15 protein-coding genes and 1 pseudogene are annotated in these 17315 nt (G+C 70.4%); 7 read left to right on the forward strand and 9 right to left on the reverse strand.

Annotation, left to right across the window (positions count from 1 at the left end):
* Nucleotides 1–24 precede the first annotated feature (24 nt).
* Entirely contained in the window at nucleotides 25–1377 is a 1353-nt protein-coding gene (locus AB0D57_RS39075; RefSeq protein WP_362084879.1) for an MFS transporter, read from the forward strand.
* A 32-nt stretch (nucleotides 1378–1409) separates the two neighbouring features.
* Here the strand turns inward: AB0D57_RS39075 and AB0D57_RS39080 are convergent, their stop codons facing one another.
* From AB0D57_RS39080 to AB0D57_RS39100, 5 genes and pseudogenes are all read right to left on the reverse strand, one after another.
* The gene (locus AB0D57_RS39080) at nucleotides 1410–2303 is read right to left on the reverse strand and encodes a Gfo/Idh/MocA family oxidoreductase (RefSeq protein ID WP_362084882.1); all 894 of its coding nucleotides are present in this window, start codon (nucleotides 2301–2303) and stop codon (nucleotides 1410–1412) included.
* A gap of 313 nt (nucleotides 2304–2616) precedes the next feature.
* Nucleotides 2617–2928, reverse strand: coding sequence for a hypothetical protein (locus AB0D57_RS39085; protein WP_362084885.1), 312 nt, complete (start codon nucleotides 2926–2928; stop codon nucleotides 2617–2619).
* 172 nt (nucleotides 2929–3100) lie between these two features.
* A complete protein-coding gene (locus AB0D57_RS39090) occupies nucleotides 3101–3580 on the reverse strand; it encodes a group III truncated hemoglobin (protein ID WP_362084888.1) in 480 nt (159 codons plus the stop codon).
* Nucleotides 3581–4045: 465 nt separating this feature from the next.
* Entirely contained in the window at nucleotides 4046–5251 is a 1206-nt protein-coding gene (locus AB0D57_RS39095; protein WP_362084891.1) for a globin domain-containing protein, read from the reverse strand.
* A gap of 175 nt (nucleotides 5252–5426) precedes the next feature.
* Nucleotides 5427–5513, reverse strand: a pseudogene (locus AB0D57_RS39100) (Rrf2 family transcriptional regulator); the annotation flags it as partial.
* Nucleotides 5514–6082: 569 nt separating this feature from the next.
* Between AB0D57_RS39100 and AB0D57_RS39105 the strand changes: the two are divergent.
* Both AB0D57_RS39105 and AB0D57_RS39110 read left to right on the forward strand, forming a co-directional pair.
* Nucleotides 6083–7297, forward strand: coding sequence for a cation:proton antiporter (locus tag AB0D57_RS39105; protein WP_362084894.1), 1215 nt, complete (start codon nucleotides 6083–6085; stop codon nucleotides 7295–7297).
* 287 nt (nucleotides 7298–7584) lie between these two features.
* Nucleotides 7585–9009, forward strand: a complete 1425-nt coding sequence (locus tag AB0D57_RS39110) for a M1 family metallopeptidase (RefSeq protein ID WP_362084897.1) — start codon at nucleotides 7585–7587, stop codon at nucleotides 9007–9009.
* Nucleotides 9010–9122: 113 nt separating this feature from the next.
* Here the strand turns inward: AB0D57_RS39110 and AB0D57_RS39115 are convergent, their stop codons facing one another.
* The 3 genes from AB0D57_RS39115 to AB0D57_RS39125 are packed head-to-tail and all read right to left on the reverse strand — an operon-like array spanning nucleotide 9123 to nucleotide 12263.
* Nucleotides 9123–9905 carry a DeoR/GlpR family DNA-binding transcription regulator gene (locus AB0D57_RS39115; RefSeq protein WP_362084900.1) on the reverse strand — a complete coding sequence of 261 codons (783 nt, stop codon included), beginning with the start codon at nucleotides 9903–9905 and terminating at the stop codon, nucleotides 9123–9125.
* A gap of 51 nt (nucleotides 9906–9956) precedes the next feature.
* The gene (pdxA, locus tag AB0D57_RS39120) at nucleotides 9957–10970 is read right to left on the reverse strand and encodes a 4-hydroxythreonine-4-phosphate dehydrogenase PdxA (RefSeq protein WP_362084903.1); all 1014 of its coding nucleotides are present in this window, start codon (nucleotides 10968–10970) and stop codon (nucleotides 9957–9959) included.
* Between the two features lie 42 nt (nucleotides 10971–11012).
* Nucleotides 11013–12263 carry a four-carbon acid sugar kinase family protein gene (locus tag AB0D57_RS39125; RefSeq protein WP_362084906.1) on the reverse strand — a complete coding sequence of 417 codons (1251 nt, stop codon included), beginning with the start codon at nucleotides 12261–12263 and terminating at the stop codon, nucleotides 11013–11015.
* Between the two features lie 304 nt (nucleotides 12264–12567).
* On the opposite strand from AB0D57_RS39125, the gene AB0D57_RS39130 reads away from it, so the two are divergent.
* The 4 genes from AB0D57_RS39130 (at nucleotide 12568) to AB0D57_RS39145 (ending at nucleotide 16895) form a co-directional block, all read left to right on the forward strand.
* The gene (locus AB0D57_RS39130) at nucleotides 12568–13608 is read left to right on the forward strand and encodes an aldo/keto reductase (RefSeq protein ID WP_362084909.1); all 1041 of its coding nucleotides are present in this window, start codon (nucleotides 12568–12570) and stop codon (nucleotides 13606–13608) included.
* A 33-nt stretch (nucleotides 13609–13641) separates the two neighbouring features.
* The gene (locus AB0D57_RS39135) at nucleotides 13642–14427 is read left to right on the forward strand and encodes an aldolase/citrate lyase family protein (protein ID WP_362084912.1); all 786 of its coding nucleotides are present in this window, start codon (nucleotides 13642–13644) and stop codon (nucleotides 14425–14427) included.
* Nucleotides 14427–15380 carry a phosphoglycerate dehydrogenase gene (locus AB0D57_RS39140; protein WP_362084915.1) on the forward strand — a complete coding sequence of 318 codons (954 nt, stop codon included), beginning with the start codon at nucleotides 14427–14429 and terminating at the stop codon, nucleotides 15378–15380. The genes AB0D57_RS39135 and AB0D57_RS39140 overlap by 1 nt, the downstream gene beginning before the upstream one ends.
* An 87-nt stretch (nucleotides 15381–15467) precedes the next feature.
* Nucleotides 15468–16895 carry an Nramp family divalent metal transporter gene (locus tag AB0D57_RS39145; protein ID WP_362084918.1) on the forward strand — a complete coding sequence of 476 codons (1428 nt, stop codon included), beginning with the start codon at nucleotides 15468–15470 and terminating at the stop codon, nucleotides 16893–16895.
* A 226-nt stretch (nucleotides 16896–17121) separates the two neighbouring features.
* On the opposite strand, the gene AB0D57_RS39150 is transcribed toward AB0D57_RS39145, so the two are convergent.
* Nucleotides 17122–17315 (reverse strand): alpha amylase C-terminal domain-containing protein (locus AB0D57_RS39150; protein WP_362084921.1); only part of this gene is annotated, 194 nt, incomplete at its 5' end.

Consider the following 17315-nt stretch of genomic DNA (forward strand, 5'->3'; position numbering starts at 1 on the left):
GATAGTGAAGCCTGACAGCGAAAGATGTATCGAGCAGCCAGGACGATCGTGGACACGAGCAAGAGCAGTACGGACGGGACGGACAGCGGCGAGGCACCGCACGACGGGACCGACGGGACAGCGGGACCGGTGCCGCCCGACCGGCGCGGCTGGCGCTGCTGGACGATGGACACCCGCCCGCTGAGGCGCCCCGCATACCGTCGGCTCTGGTCCTCGACCATCGTCACGGCGGTGGGAAGCCAGCTCACCGCCGTCGCCGTACCCAAGCAGATCTACGACATCACCGGGTCCTCCGCCTGGGTCGGCTACGCGAGCCTCGCCGGACTGCTGCCCCTCGTGGTCTTCGCCCTGTGGGGCGGCGCGGTCGCCGACAGCATGGACCGGCGCAAGCTGCTCCTGATCACCAACACCGGCATAGCCGTCACCTCGCTGCTCTTCTGGATACAGGCCGTCACGGGACTGGACTCCGTGCTCGTCCTGATGACCCTGCTCGCCCTCCAACAGGCCTTCTTCGGCCTGAACGCCCCAGCCCGCAACGCCTCCATCGCCCGACTGGTCCCCGAGGACGAACTGCCCGCGGCGAACGCGCTCAGCTCGACCGTCATGCAGACGGGCCTGGTGGCCGGACCACTGCTCGCCGGCGCCCTGATTCCCGTCATCGGCCTGGGCGACCTCTATCTGATCGACGCCCTGGCGCTGTGCGTCACCGTGTGGGCGGTGGTGCGGCTGCCCGCGCTGCCCCCACTGTCGGGATCGGCGGCGAAGCGGGCGGGATGGCGCGAGGTCGTCGCCGGGTTCCGTTACATCGCGCTGCACAAGGTGCTGTTGCTGTCCTTCCTCGCCGACATCATCGCCATGGTCCTCGGCATGCCCCGAGCGCTGTTTCCGCAACTCGCCGCCCAGACGTACGCGCCCTACGGCGAAGGCCTCGCGCTCGGCCTGCTGTTCGCGGCGATTCCCATCGGCGCGGTGCTCGGCGGGCTGATGTCGGGCACGTTCTCCCGCGCGCGTCGGCACGGGTTCATGGTGATCGCCGCGGTGATGGCGTGGGGAGCGGCCATCACCGGGTTCGGCCTGAGCGGCAGCCTGTGGCTGGCCGTGGCGTTCCTCGTTGTTGCCGGAGTCGCCGACATGGTCTCCATGGTCTTCCGCGGCGCGATCCTGCTGTCGGCCGTCACGGACGAGATGCGCGGCCGTATGCAGGGCGTGTTCACCGTGGTGGTCGCGGGCGGCCCGCGGCTGGCCGACGTCCTGCACGGAACGGCCGGGTCCGCCTTGGGTGCCCGTACGGCCGTCGCGGGCGGCGGTCTGCTGGTGATCGCCGCGACGCTGGGCCTGGCCGTCGCGACCCCCACCCTGCGGCGCTACACGGCCTGACCTCGGCGGGCGGCTCACGTCGTGGAGGCGCGTCAGCTCTCCACGGCCTGGGCCATGAGCGTCTGCAGGTGTACCCCGCGGCGGGCGTCGAGCTGACCGGAGACCCCCGTGCGTACGGCCGTGGCGAAGTCCCGGCGCAGGACCGGCCAGCTTTCCTCGTGGTCGAGTTCGGAGGCGTCGTACACGAGTGTGGCCTGCGGACCGAAGAGCTCGATCCGCGTGCTGCCGCCCTCGACGCCGACCGATCCGGACAGCGAGGCCTGGCTGACGGCTCCGCCGGCGTGCTCGCAGGTCAGCTCGATCCAGCGGCGGGGGTCTCCGGTGCCGCGGACCCGGACGATCGGCCCGACGGCCGCGTCCAGGAGATCCAGGAGATGGGGACCCAGGTCCAGCAGGGCGCCGTGCTCGAGGCGCCAGGAGGTGGCGAACTCTCCGCCCAGGAAGGCGCCGTGCAGCAGGCAGGAACGCGCCCCGGCGATCTCGAGACTCTGCGCCGCGCTCAGGAACTGTCGGGTGGCCGGGTGGTAGCGGTTGGTCAGGACGAGCTGGGACACGACTCCGGCTTCGTCGATGGCATCGGCGAGCCGACGCGCCGACGCCAGGTCCGCCCCGAGCGGTTTCTCCAGGAGCAGGGCCTTGCCCGCCTTCGCGGCGCGGGGCGCGAGCTCCGCCTGTACCGCGGGCGGAACGGCGAACGCGACCGCCTCGCAGCGGTCGAGCAGTTCCTCGAAACGCGTGACCGTGGCGGCCCCGTAGGGCGCGGCCGTCTCGTGGGCCGCTTCGGGGCGACGCGCCCAGACCGCGGTCAACTGCGTCTCGGGCCCCGCGGCGAGCACGCGCGCGTGCACGGCCCGCGCCCACGGCCCGGCGCCGACCAGCCCGACCTTGACCGGTGCATGGGGCCACGGAAGCGAGGTGCCGGTCACTGAAGTCTCCTTTGCCTGGTGCCCGGCATGCTGGGACATGCCGTCGACCGACAGGGGCGGCGGAGGACGGCGGATCGCCGGGCGGGTGGGAAGACTCCATCACGAGGGGTACGGGCTCGGCCAGGGAGGGGTGCCCCTATGGGTTCGTCAAGGGAATTGCGCTGCGTTTCGGTGTGTGGCAAGGCAGCATGGCGTGATGCCTGACCTGCTGTGGTGGGGTCGCCGCCGGACGTCCGCGTGCCGGATACCTCGGCAGGGGAAGCGGCCCGTGGTCGTGGGGTGACAGCGATGCCGGGCCTCGGCTCCTGCGCGGTCAGCAGGCTTTGCGAGCTTTGTTGCGGCGTACGACGAGGCGGCCGAGGATAAAAGTAGCCTTCGCCAGGATCGCTGCCAGGACGGTTCCGATGACCCAGTGGCTCCACGGACCGGACACCAGCAGAAGCCCACCCAACCCCAGGTGGACGGCCACGACCAGCGCGATGACGGCTATGAGGCCGAGCTTCGCGCCGCGTCGTGGACGGGGCACGGATTTCTCCGCCGGGACGGGAGCAGCGGTGGCGGGATCATCGCGCTTGCCGACCTTCTTCGGCGACGGCGGAGTCGTAGTGGAGTGTGCGGTGCTCACGATGAGGAACCTCAACTTCTAAGGTGGTTGGTGCTCATCCAAGACGACAATGCGGAGCGCCGATCTGTGACAGCCAGATCAACTGGATCTGCCTTTCAGACGCTGGGCGGTTGGTGAAGCCGTCGTAAGAACGACGGGAGTGACGTGTGGGCGCCGACTGATGGGTCGTTGGTCATCTTGCGCGGGCGGCCGGTCCGACGTCGACGAAGACGGGACCGCGGTCCGGGCGGGGCCGTCCGTCGCTCGCGGTGTTGTGCAGCAGTGCCCGGGCCACGGCGTGCGCCTTGACGACTGCCCGGTCGGACACAGGTCCCGCGTGCCGCCGACGTACGGCTGCGGTCCACAGTTCCAGCCAGCGATCGAAGTACTCGGCGCGCAGCGGGCTCTTGGCGTGCAGGTCGCGGTGCGCGCGGAGGGCGTTGCGGCGGTAGACGCCCGGGGCGAGCAGGGCGCTCTCCCAGAAGTCCGCCATGACGGGCAGATGGGCGGCCATGTCGATACGGGCCACCTCGGTGAAGAGTCGTCCGATGAGGGGATCCTTGAGGACTTCGTCGTAGAAGGTCTTGACCAGTTGCTCCACGTCCTGGCGGTCGCGGATGTCGGGGAGTTGCCCCGCCGCGGCGGGCGACTGCCGCCGGTCGTCGTGGGTCATGTGAGTCCTCCGAGGACGAAAGCGGCCACGACCAGCGCCGCCAGTTTCAGGATCTCGCCGACGACATACAGGAGATGCAGTGGCGAGCGGTGGACGGGAAGGCCGTCGATCAGGCTGCGCCCTGCGGTCCAGCCGGGGGCGGAGCACCAGTATCTGCGTGGCCAGAATCGCCGCCGCAGGCAGGAGTACGAGTGCGGTGAGTCCCCGCGAGACGGTCAAGGCGCAGGCCAGTGCCAGCAAAATCGCTTCCACCCGGGTGAGGGCCTGGAACACCACCCGCCCCACGGCCAGGCCGAGAGGCAGGGTGATGCCGGTTGCCCGGAACTTCAGGGGGGCCTCAAGGAAAGAGATGGCGATGACCGCGCCGATCCACACGCAGCACAGATAGGCCGACATGTTGGCGGTGTTCATGCGTACACATCCTCAGAAGCCAGGATCGACGGACGACGCCGTCCGATCCGTTCCTTACTTGCTGAGCCAGAGGTCGGGGCCGAAGACCTCGTAGTGGATGGCGGAGGGGCGCAGCCCCTTGGCCAGCAGCTCGCCCCGCACCGCGCGCATGAAGGGCAACGGTCCGCAGAGGTAGGCGGTGGTGTCGGCGGCGGGGGTGAGGTGGTCGAGCGCGGCGCGGCCGGTGAAGACGTTGGTACCGGGGGAGTGGTGGGCGTCGTTCTCGTACCAGAGGTGAAGATCGGCGCTGGTCAGACGGTCGACGAGGTCCGCCTGCTCGTCACGGTGGACATGGTCTTGGGGAGTGCGGTCGGCGTGGACGACGGTGACGGGACGCGAGGAGGAGGTGAGGGCGAGGTGGTCGAGCATCGACAGCATGGGGGTGATACCGATGCCCGCGGAGGCGAGGAAGAGGGGGGTGCCGGCATCGGGCAGTACGAGGTCACCGGTGGGCAGCGAGACGTCCAGGATGTCACCCACCTGGGCGTGGGCGTGCAGCCAGGACGAGACCTCGCCGTCGGGGACGGTACCGTCGGCGGCCTTCTCGCGCTTGACGGTGATGCGCCAGGTCTTGTGACCGGGTGCGGTGGACAGGCTGTACTGGCGGATCTGGTGGGCGCCATCGGGTAGTTCCACGCGGACACTGACGTACTGCCCGGGCCGGAAGGGAGTGGTGGGACGACCGTCGGTCCGGCGCAGGACCAGGGAGATGGCGTCGGCGGACTCCTGGTGGCGCTCGGCTATCTCCATGCGCCGCCACACGTCGCCGTTCTCCACGTCGGCCTCGGCGTACAGACGGGCTTCGATGGCGATCAGGGCGTTGGCCATCAGCCAGTAGACCTCGTCCCAGGCGGCGCCGACCTCGGGGGTGACGGCATCACCGAGGACCTCGGCGACCGCTCCGAGCAGGTGGCGTCCGACCAAGGGGTACTTGTCGGCGGTGATGCCCAGGGAGACGTGTTTGTGTGCAATGCGCGACAGGATGGCGTCCGGGCGTTCGTCGGGCCGCTCGACAAGGAGGGTGGCGAAGGCCGCCACCGAGCCGGCCAGTGCCTCGCGCTGGGTGCCGGTGACCTGGTTGGTCCGATTGAACAGATGCTGCAGCAGCTCCGGACGCTCCTCGAACAGCCGTCGGTAGAACAGCTCCGTGATCGTGTTCAGTGAGGCTCCCACCACAGGAAGCGTCGCCCGTACGACGGGGACCGACTGCGCAGAAAGCATCAGACACACTCCTTGATCGGCATTTTTCGATGGATTGAATTGGTATTTAAGATTCGCATTTCGGGCCGCAGTCCCTGTCTGGCGGTTGCGGTCCAACTTTGCGGAACGGTGTGGAACGGTGTGGGATGCAGTGGTCCCGCGGTGTCGCCTACAGTCGGGCGGTCAGCCCGGGGGAGCGCCTGGTCGGCAACTCCTCGCTGTCCACGACGGCCAGGCGCATCACTGCCCGAAGTGCAAGATCTGTGTATCTGGTCAGCCTCACAGTGGCAGCCTACCAATGTTGCATTTGAGATGCATATTTTAAGGGGAGTGATGTGCGTCTCGTCATCGCGACCATCATCATGCCGTTGGGCGTGGACGCCGCACCGATGACCTCACGCATCGAGCCGCTGCGTGGGGAACTGGCCGCCGTGTGCGACGGTGCGTCGTCGCTGCACCAACCGCCCCTGATCGTCCGCACGTTCTGCCTGCAGACCGTTCAGGAAGGGTGTGCCGAACGCGACTTCTACGCCAGTTCCTGTCGGGCCCCTCGGGCGGCGCCCCGATCTGCTCTATGGGGTGCGCATCACACTCTTTAAATATGCATTTCAGATGCAAAATTGATAGCGTGTCACTGCGCGGCCGGATCTTGGGAGCCGGATCCCAGAACCGTGTCACACCGTTCGTACGGTCAGAAGGAGGGGGGAGTTCGCGGGCGTGACCCCGCGAGCCCGAACGGCCCCGGCTTCGCCACGGTGCAGCGCACAGCGCACCACGCACGGCACGGTCGGGTCCCCGTCCGCGAAACGGCCTCGGCTGTCTGTGGGAGCGCTCACGGCACGGACCGTCGGCTTGCGGACCACACCCTCCTCGCTCCTCGCCACTGGAGTCCCCATGGGCTACGACAACCTTTTGATCGTGCTGGCCATAGCGGCCGGTGTGCCGCTTCTGCTCGCCACTGTCCCCCGGCTTCCCCTCCCCGGCCCGGTGCTCGAAATCCTGGCGGGCATCATCCTCGGCCCGGCCGTGCTGCACGTCGTCGAGGCGGATGCCGCCGTCGACATGCTGTCGGTCATCGGCCTGGGCTTCCTGCTGTTCCTCGCCGGCCTGGAGATCGACATCCAGCAGCTCCGCGGGCCCCGCGCGCGGCTGATCGGCAGCGGCTTTCTCGCCTCGGCCGCCCTTGCGGCTGCGGTCGGCCGGCTCATGCACATCGCCGGACTCGTCGAGAATCCCCTGCTGGTCGGCACTGCTCTCATGGCGACGGCGCTGGGTCTGCTGGTCCCGATCCTCAAGGACTCCGGGGCGATCGACCGGCCGGTGGGACAGCTGACGATCGGCGGCGCATCGGCCGGCGAGGTCGGAGCCGTCGTCCTTCTGTCGCTGCTCTTCTCGGAAAGAAGTTCCGGTGCGGGCTCGCAGATCCTCCTGCTCCTTACCCTGGCGGGGATTTCGGCGCTCATCGTCGCGGCGTCCGTACGCATCGGACGATGGGCCTGGCTGACCGGCACGCTCGACCGGCTGGCCGACACCAGTGCCCAGATCCGCATCCGGCTGGCGATGCTGCTGGTCGTCGGGCTCTCGGCGATGGCGCTCCACCTGGGCCTCGAGGCCATCCTCGGCGCCTTCGTCGCAGGCGCCGTCCTCCGGCTGGTCGACCCCCACGCCGAACGGTCCCACCCCCGCTTCCACATGAAACTCGCCGGCCTCGGCTACGGATTCCTCGTTCCCGTCTTCTTCGTGACGAGCGGTATCCAGTTCAACCTCGGCGCCCTGTTCGAGGACACCGGGACCATCCTCCGGGTGCCCATGTTCCTGGCCGCGCTGCTGCTGGTCCGCGGCCTTCCGGCACTGCTGTACCGCGCAGCCGGACTCTCCTGGCCGGATGTCGCGGCCGGCGCCCTGCTCCAGGCCACATCATTGCCGGTCATCGTGGCCGCGGCGACCATCGGCCTGAAACTGGACGCCATACGGCCCGAGAACGCGTCCGCGCTGGTCGCCGCCGGGCTGCTTTCCGTGATTCTCTTCCCCTTGCTCGCGCTGCCCCTTCTCCACCGATCCCGGTAGCACCGGGGAATCCGGCCGGACCGATTGGCGCCGGGGCTGCTGACCGGAGCCGGGGCCGACCTGTGGCATCGGGCCGTAAGCCAGAGCCATGCGCACTCTTGACCATCCCTTTCCCACAACGCGCTACGCGACCTCCTCCTTGGCACGTCCGCCCACCTTGCGCTCGACTCCGCGGTGTGGCAACGCGGCGAGCTGCCGAGCCAGGCGTTGCGGGCCCGGGGTGGTCCAAACGACACCCCCTAAGCTGTGCGTGCCATTGATCACCGCGCCGAACCGGAGGAGTCGACGTGACGCCACGCCCGCAGCAGGCCATCAGACGCACAACTGTCCTTCGCCGAGAGGTGGTTGTCGCAGCTGTTCCCGTCGCCGTCGCGGCCCTGCTCGCCGCGGCGGGTCCGGCGACGGCCGGACCGGTCGGCTCGTCCGGTGCGGGTGACCCGTACTTCCCCCTCTCGGGCAACGGCGGCTACGACGTCCGGCACTACGCCCTCACCGTCGGCTACGACCCGCAGAGCCGTCACCTCGACGGAAAGGCCGTCATCACCGCCCGGACAACCCAGCGGTTGACCCGCTTCGACCTCGACCTCAAAGGGCTGAAGGTCACCGGCGTCACCGTAGACCACGCCAAGGCGTCCTACCGCCGCGACGGGCAGGAACTGGTGATCACCCCACGCCACTCCCTGCGCAAGAACCAGGGGTTCCACGTCACCGTCACCTACTCGGGCACTCCCAAGCCGGTCACGGACCCCGACGGCTCCGTGGACGGCTGGATCCCCACCGACGACGGCGCGTTCGTGGCCGGCGAACCGCAGGGCGCCATGACCTGGTTCCCCGCCAACAGCCACCCCACGGACAAGGCCTCGTACGAGTTCACCCTCACTGTCCCCAAGGGGAGCACCGCCGTGGCCAACGGCGTCCTCCGCGGACAGCGGACCACCCAGGGGCGTACGACCTTCCGCTGGCGGCAGTCCGAACCGATGGCGGCCTACCTCGCCACGGCGACGGTCGGAAAGTTCAAGGTCGAGCAGTACACCACCCCCGACGGCATCAAGGTCTACAACGCCGTCGACCCCCGTGAGGCGACCGCCGCGGCGCCCGTGCTGAAGAAGCTTCCGTCCGTGCTGGCATGGGAGAGCGGCATCTTCGGCCCCTACCCCTTCCGTGCCGCCGGGGCCATTGTCGACCGGGCCCCGCAGGTCGGATACGCCTTGGAGACCCAGACCCGACCCGTCTACGACCGGGCGCCGGATCTGAGCACCCTCGTCCACGAAAGCGCGCACCAGTGGTTCGGAGACTCCGTCACCCTCACCGCCTGGAAGGACATCTGGCTCAACGAGGGTTTCGCGACGTACACCGAGTGGCTCTACGCCGAGCAGCACGGCGGCGAGAGTGCGCAGCAGACGTTCGATTCCCTGTACGCCAGCCCCGCCGACAGTGACCTGTGGGCCTTCCCGCCCGCCGATCCTGGCAGCGGTGCGCACATCTTCGAGGCCCCTGTCTATTCGCGTGGCGCCATGGCCCTGCACAAGCTGCGGACGGCTGTCGGTGATCCGACGTTCTTTCGCATTCTGCGTGGCTGGGCCACCGAGCATCGGGACGGGCACGGGACCACCGCCCAGTTCATCCGGCTCTCCGAGCGGCTGTCAGGCCAGGGGCTCGACGCGCTGTTCCACACATGGATCGGCACGGCAGGCAAGCCGTCGTCCCCCTGACCGGGAGTGGGGGCGGGGGTGGGTTTTCTCGCCCCCGCACCCGTCCCATTCCGTTCCTGGGGGCTCTGCCCCCAGACCCCCGCCAGGTTCCGGCGGGCTCGTGCCGGGGTGCGTCACGTCCCCGCGGACGGGGCGATCTCGACACGCACTCCGCGGGCCTCGAAGGCGCGGATCTGCGCGTCGGGCGCAGAGGTGTCCGTGATCAGGATCCACTCCTCCTTGAGCGTCGCCCACGCGTGGAACGGCGTGCGCCCCAACTTGGCGCCGTGGGCCAGCACGTAGACCCGGTCGGCGCGGCGTGACATCAGCTCTTTGAGGCGGGTCTGGCGCAGGTCCGCCTCGCAGATGCCGCGGTCGACGGTGACGCCGTCGGCGCCGAGGAAGACCCGGTCGAAGGACATGTGCTCGAGCGCGGCCTCCGTGAGCGGGCCGACGAAGCCCTGGCTGAGCGGGCGGAGCGTGCCACCGAGGCACTCGACGTGCACGCCCTCCGCGTCCGCAAGGGCGTTCAGGGCGGTCAGGCCCGTCGTCGCGATCGTCAACTCCTTTGTTCCGCGCAGCTCGTGGGCCAGCGCACCCACTGTCGTACCGGCGTCGAGGAGCAGCGTCTCGCCCGGCTCGACCTGCCGCGCCGCCCACTGTGCGATGGCCCGCTTCTCCTCGTACGCCTCGCCCGTGCGCTGCCGCAGCGACGCCTCGGGGTGTGCGGACATCGCCATCGCGCCGCCGTAGGTGCGTGCGAGGCGGCCTTCCGTGGTGAGCCGGGCGAGGTCGCGGCGGATGGTTGAGGGGGTGACGTCGAAGAACTGCGAGAGTTCCTCGACGCTGGCGAGGCCGGTGGTGGTGGCGAGGTGGACGATGCGGTCTCGTCGTGCCTGGGAGGTGGTCGGCGGCATCTGCGGAGTCCTCTACGGTGCGGCGGTAACGGCGGTGCAGGGGACGGTGGTTCAGGCCACCGGGGCGATCGGCGCCGTAGCCATCTCGGCCGCCTGGCGCAGCGCCTCGACCATGCTACCGGCCTCCGCCGTGCCCGTTCCGGCGATGTCGAATGCGGTGCCGTGGTCGACGGAGGTGCGGATGACGGGCAGGCCCACGGTGAGGTTGACACCCGCCTCGATGCCCAGGACCTTGACCGGGCCGTGGCCCTGGTCGTGGTACATCGCCACGATCAGGTCGTAGTCGCCGCGTGAAGCGAGGAAGAAGGCGGTGTCGGCGGGGAGCGGACCCCGGGCGTCGACGCCCTCGGCGCGCAGCTTCTCCAGGGCCGGGACGATCTTCTCGGCTTCCTCGCCGTAGCCGAACAGGCCGTTCTCGCCCGCGTGCGGGTTGATGCCGCAGACACCGATGACGGGGTTCGGGGTGCCGGCGCGGACCATCGCCTCGTGGCCGCGGCGCACGGTGCGCTCGACGAGGCCCGGCTCGATGCGGTTGACGGCGTCGATCAGGCCGATGTGCGTGGTGACATGGATGACCTTCACCTTCTCGGTGGAGAGCATCATCGAGACCTCCTCGGTCCCGGTCAGGTGGGCGAGGAGTTCGGTGTGGCCGGGGTAGATGTGGCCCGCGGCGTGCAGGGCCTCCTTGTTGAGCGGTGCGGTGCAGATGGCGTGCACCTCGCCTGCCACGGCGAGTTCGGCGGCACGCTTGATGTACGCGTACGCGGCGTCGCCCGCGACCGGCGACAGCTTGCCCCAGGGCAGGTCGGCGGGGAGCAGTCCGAGGTCGACCACGTTGACGCGGCCGGGTGTGAACTCGGCGTCACGCGGGTGGTCGACGACGGCGATCTCGCAGTCCAGGCCGAGGATGCGGGCGGCCTCGCGCAGCCGCTGCGCGTCGCCGATGACGACGGGGCGGCAGCGGGTCAGGACGGCGTCGTCCAGCAGGGCCGCGATGACGACCTCGGGACCGACGCCGGCTCCGTCGCCCATGGTGACGGCGATGAGGGGGAGGGGGGTGTGCATGAGAACAACTCCTAGGCGGGAGAGAGGTGGACGGTGACGGGTTCAGGCGACTGCCGTGGAGGCAGCCAGGCGGGGCCGTAGCGCGACAGCGATGCGCAGCAGCGAGTCCTCGGCGCCGTGGCTGCCGGGGCGGGTGACGACGTGGCGGCCGTCGGGGGCGCGGGAGTGGACAGCGCCGTGGTGGATCTCACCGAGCGGTTCCAGCTCCCTCAGGCCCAGGGCGTCCAGGGTGGTGCGGGCGGTCTCGCCGCCGGTCAGGACGAGGTCGGGGCGGCCCGGGTACGCGGCGGCGAGCGCACCCAGGGCGGTGCTGAGGGCCCGCCCCGCGCCAGGGCGCGGGCCTGCCGAACCGTCGATGGACAACACGGTCAGGGCAGAAGCGGCGGCGGTACGCGGCAGGCCGATCGTGCCCGCCGCCAAGTCAGCCGGATCCAGTGGGACATGGTGCGCGCCGAGCGCGGTGAGGTGCGCGATCTGCGCAACCGCGCCGGGCTCGGCGGTCCCCACGACGAAGAGCAACGGGGTGCCGTCCTGGGCGGGCGCGGGCGCGGGCGGGGGTGTGGCGGTAGCGGGACGCGGCAGCGCGCGCCCCAGCGCGGCCGCCAGACCACCGCTGCCCAGGAGCCGGAATCCGGGGCCGAGCCGCAGCGCCGCCGCGACCACCGCGTCCAGGTCGGCGTCGGTCTCGGCGTCCGGAGCAGGGTGCGCACCGGACGCGGCGATCCGCCGGAACTCCGCGTCCAGTACGGCGGGTTCGGAGCGTACGACCTCGAGGGGGACCGTACGGACCGGCAGAGCGGACAGCGCCTCGGGCAGCGAGCGGGGCGCGGACGCACGTTCCGCGCGCCAGCCGTCCGTGCGGTGCAGCGGAACGCCGTCGACGTGCACGACGCCGCCGGTCACGGTGCGCCGGGCCGCGGGCAGCGCGGGGGCGATGACGACGGCCTCGGCCCCCTCGGCGTAGGCGGCGGCCTCCGCGGCGAGGGGGCCGCGCAGCTGTGAGTCGACCTTCTTGTACAGCAGGCGAGGCGGGCCGGCCTGCGCCGCGAACAGCGCCGTCCGCACGGCGGATGCCGCTTCGGCGGGCGGCAAATGACGGGTGTCCAGGTCCACGACGAGGTGGTGCGCGACAGCGATCTCGGCCACGTCAGCGGCGTTGAGCGACAGACGGACCAGGCCGCCGAGCGCGCAGGCGGTCTCGGCCGCGCCGGACAGGTCGTCCGCGAGCGCGACGACGTACGGCAGTACGGGCTCCGAGACGGATGGACGTAGGGGCAGGGGCAGGGAAGCCACGGGATCGAACCTCCTTGGGCGTGCCCGGCGGTGGGCGGCCCGGCTCGGATCATGACACAAGTTGCGTGAAGTGCGCGAGACCCCTTGCGTGATTTACGCAGTCGTGCGAGCGTTCCCGTGGCGTCGACGGCCGTCACCCGCGGACCGCGTCGCCCTCGTGGACGCGACGCGTACCGGCTTACACAGCACATCGCACCGCACTTGGCCGCAGCGCAACGCATCGCCGGGAACCATCGCAGCGACCGGTCGAGGCCGCGTAGCCGCACGGCACCACCCGATGCGCACATCACGCATGAGATCGCGTATGAGCACGAGACAGCACCACCCGTACCACCCGCACCACCTGCCTCGGAAGGAACCCGCCGTGACCGTCGGCCTTGAACTCCCGCACGTCCCCGTCCCGTTGTCCCGTCTCGTCCTCGGCACGATGACCTTCGGCGACACCGCCGACCGCGCGACGGCCGCCGCGATGCTGGACGCCGCGCTCGATGCGGGCATCACCGGCGTGGACACCGCCAACGGCTACGCGGGCGGCGAGAGCGAGCGCATCCTTGCCGAGCTCCTGCCGGGCCGCCGCGACCAGGTGGTTCTCGCCACCAAAGCCGGCATCCCGCACCCCGACCAGGGCGAGCACGCGCCGCTCTCCGCCGAGGGCCTGCGCGCCGCGCTCGACGGGAGCCTCAAGCGCCTGGGCACCGACCACGTCGACCTCTTCTACCTGCACCAGCCGGACCGCAGGACACCGCTCACCGAGACGCTGGCGACCGTCGCCGAGTTCGTACAGGAGGGCAAGGTCCTCGCCCTCGGCGTCTCCAACTTCGCCGCCTGGCAGATCGCCGAGCTGAACCGCGTGGCCGACGAGGTCGGCGCACCCCGCCCGGTCGTCGCCCAGCAGCTCCACAATCTCCTCGCGCGCCGCATCGAGGAGGAATATGTGGAGTACGCCGCCACCACCGGCCTGCGCACGATGGTCTACAACCCGCTCGGCGGCGGCCTGCTCACCGGCCGCCACAGCTTCGAACAGGCCCCGGACAACGGGCGCTTCGGCGACTCCAAGCTGGCGGCGATGTACCGCGAGCGGTACTGGAACGAGGATCTGTTCCGCGCTGTCACCGACCTCACCCGCATAGCCTCCGACGCGGGCCTGCCGCTGACCGACCTGGCCCTGCGCTGGCTGCTGTCGAGGCCATCCACCGACGCGCTGCTGCTCGGCGGCTCCAAGGTCGAGCACCTGAAGGCCAACATCGCCGCCGCGGCCGTGGGCCCGCTGCCCGCGGACGTCCTGGCCGCCTGTGACGAGGTCGGCGCCCGCCTGCGCGGCCCGATGCCCGCCTACAACCGCTGACCTCGTCCCTCCCACCTCGTAACGGAGACAAACATGGCCACCGGCCGTACCTCTGCCGATTTCACCGCTGCCCTGCGCAATCGCGAACAGCTCATCGGCTACTGGTCGTTGCTCGACTCGCCGATCGCCGCAGAGCGCCTCGCCCGCGTCGGCTACGACTACCTGGCCTTCGACGCCCAGCACGGCCTCTTCGGCTACCAGGGCATGCTGAACAACCTCCTCGCCACCGACACCTTGGGCAGCACCGCCGTCGGCATGGTGCGCGTAGAGGCCAACGACCTGACCTACATCGGCAAGGCGCTCGACGCGGGCGCGACCGCCGTGATCGTCCCGCTGATCGACAACGCCCAGGACGCCGCCGACGCCGTCGCCGCCGTCCGCTACCCGCCGCTGGGCCGCCGCTCGTACGGCCCGATGCGCGCCCAGCTGCGCATCGGGCCGAACCCGGCCGACACGCACGAACAGACCGCCGTCCTCGCGATGATCGAGACGGCCGACGGCCTGGCCAACGTCGAGGAGATCTGCGCGACCCCCGGCCTGGACGGCATCTACGTCGGCCCGTCCGACCTGCGCCTGGCCATCGGCGGCGCAACCTCCACCGACCCTTCCGTACAGGACGAGTTCGAGCAGGCCCTCACCCGCATCCGCAAGGCGGCCGAGGCGGCTGGCATCGCGGCCGGCATCCACAACGCCGACGGCGCGAGCGCCGCCCGTCGCCTCGCCGAGGGCTTCACGTTCGCGTCGGTCGCGGCCGACGTCGTGCACCTGCAGCAGATCGCGACGTCCCACCTTCAGGCGGCACGCGGCGGGGCACGCTGATGCCGACCACGCTCATCACGACGCCCACCTTCGCCCGGCATTCGGTGCGCCCCTGGCAGATCCTTCAGGAGGCCGGAGCGGGTCCCCTGCGCCCCTACGAGGACGTGGCGCTGCCCACCGCCGAACTCCTCGCGTACGCGGCCGAAGCGGACGCGTTGATCGTCGGCATGGACCCGATCACCGCCGAGGTGATGGACGCCGCACCCCGCCTCAAGGTGATCGCCAAGCACGGCGTCGGCGTCGACACCATCGACGTGGCCGCCGCCCACGAGCGCGCGATACCGGTGGTGTGCGCGCCGGGCAGCAACTCGCGCGCGGTGGCGGAGTACACCTTCGGCCTGCTGCTGTCCGCGACCCGCTCCCTCGCCGCTTCGCACACCGCGGTGGCGGCGGGCGGTTGGCCGAAGCTGTTCGGCCCGGAACTGCACGGCAAGACGCTGGGTATCGTCGGCTTCGGCCGCATCGGCCGCCTGCTGGCCGGTTACGCCCGCGCCTTCGGGATGGAGCTGCTCGCCCACGACCCGTACGTCTCCGAGGCCGACGTCCGCGCGCACGGCGCCGAACCGGCCGCACTCGACGCGCTGTTGGCGCGCGCCGATGCCGTCAGCCTGCACACCCCGCCCGATCCGTCCGGTGCTCCGCTGCTCGACGGCGCCCGCCTGGCGGCGATGAAGCCGGGCGCGATCCTGGTCAACGCCGCGCGCGGCGGCCTCGTCGACGAACGCGCGCTCGCCGACCTGCTCGGCTCCGGGCACCTCGGGGCCGCGGCCCTCGACGCGTTCAGCACCGAGCCGCTGCCCGCCGACCACCCGCTGCGCGAGGCCCCGCGCACGCTCCTCACCTCCCACATGGCCGCCTGCACGCCCGAGGCCAACCAGGCCATGGGCGCGATGGTGGCCGAGGACGTCGTCCGCGTACTGGCCGGCAAGGAGCCGTACCACCAGGCGCGTTGAGACACCACGGCACAAGGCACGACGGCACGACTCTGTTCCCATTCCGGATACCGGCGACGACGCCGGAAGATCCCCTAAGGACCTGACATGGCCACCACGACCGACGGCGCCACGGCGGCGCCGCCACCCGCGCAGACCGACCCGTACGCGCTGCGCGCCGAAGACGCCCGCCCGGCTCCTGAGACCTTCCGCGGGCGAGTACGCCAGCTCGGCCCCGGGCTCGTGCTGTCCGCCGCCGTCGTCGGCTCCGGTGAACTGATCACCACCACCTCGCTCGGCGCGAAGGCCGGGTTCGCGCTGCTGTGGCTGGTGATCATCTCGACCGCGGTCAAGGTGTGGGTGCAGATGGAGCTGGCCCGCTGGACGATCCTCAACGGCCGCCCCGCGCTCGACGGCTTCCGTGACGTCGGCCCGCGGATCGGCCGGCTGAGCTGGATCAACTGGCTCTGGATCGGCATGGACTTCGCCAAGATGTTCCAGCGCGGTGGCATCATCGGCGGCACCGCGGCGGCCTGCTCCATCCTCCTGCCGATCCACGGCGCGTCGCTGAGCACGTCATCGCTGACGATCTGGGCCCTCATCGTCACCGGTGCCGCCATCCTCATCCTCCAGACGGGCAAGTACTTCGTCGTCGAGCGGGTCGAGGTCGTCGGCATCACGCTCAAAACGATCATCACCTTCGGCCTGGCCCTCGCCCTGCCGTTCACCGCCTTCGGGTACGGCACCGAGCAGCTCGCCGACGGACTGAGCTTCCAGATCCCCGCGGGCACGGTCGGCATCGCACTCGCCATGTTCGGCATCACCGGTGTCGGTGCCGACGAGATGACGACGTACACGTACTGGTGCCTGGAGAAGGGCTACGCCCGCTGGACCGGCCCCGACGACGGCACCGAGCAGCGCGCCCGGCGGGCCGAGGGCTGGCTCAAGGTCATGCGGCTCGATGTCGGCGTCTCCTGGATCGTGTGCACGGTGTGCACCCTGTCCTTCTACGTGATCGGTGCTTCGGTGCTCCACCCGCAGGGCCTGGTGCCCGAGGGCAACGACATGATCACCACGCTGTCGCACAGCTACACCGACACGATCGGCCCATGGGCCGAGTACCTGTTCCTGGCCGGCGCGATCGCCGTCCTCTTCTCGGTCACCGTCGCCTCGTCGGCCAGCGTCCCTCGCTTGTGGACCAACACCCTCGGTCTGCTCGGAGTGATCAACTGGCACGACATGCGCACGCGCACGCGCACCATCCGCATCCTCACCTGCTGCCTGCCCCCGGTGTGGATGTGCATCTTCCTGTGGGTACAGTCCCCGGTCCTGATGGTGCAGATCGGCGGCATCGGCGGTGGCATCTTCCTGCTTGCGGTCGTGGTCGCGGTCTGGCGCCTGCGCTACACCGGCGTCCCGCCCCGCTTCCGCGCCAACCCCTGGATGACCGTGGCCCTCGTCCTGAGCAGCGCGGCGATCCTCTTCCTCGGGGTGTACGGGGTGCTCAACACGTTGGGGCTCACGCCCGGCAGCTGAATCCGGCGGCGGGGTGGGGTGGGTTTTCTCGCCCCCGCCGCCCCTACCCTCCCCCAAGCTCTCGACTTCGCTCGAGCAGGGGGGACCCCCATCATCCGTTCCTGTGGGCTCCGCCCCCAGACCCCCGCCAGGTGTCCCAGCCCGTCCGGCGTTTGAGGACGAGGCTGTTCAGGCCGAAGCGGGGGTCTGGGGGCGGCAGCCCCCAGGGGGCGGATGTCGTTGTTTGTCAGGCGGGGCGGAGCCAGATGGTGGCGAGTGGGGGGAGGGTGAGGCGGAGGCTGGTGGCGCGGCCGTGGGTGGGGTGGGGTTCGGGTTTGAGGGGGTGGGGGTTGGTGATGTCGCTGCCGCCGTAGCGGGCGGTGTCGGTGTTGAGGGTCTCGTGCCAGGCGGGGATGTCGTCGGGGATGCCGAGGCGGTAGT

Source organism: Streptomyces sp. NPDC048275, from assembly GCF_040652275.1.
Lineage (GTDB): Bacteria > Actinomycetota > Actinomycetes > Streptomycetales > Streptomycetaceae > Streptomyces.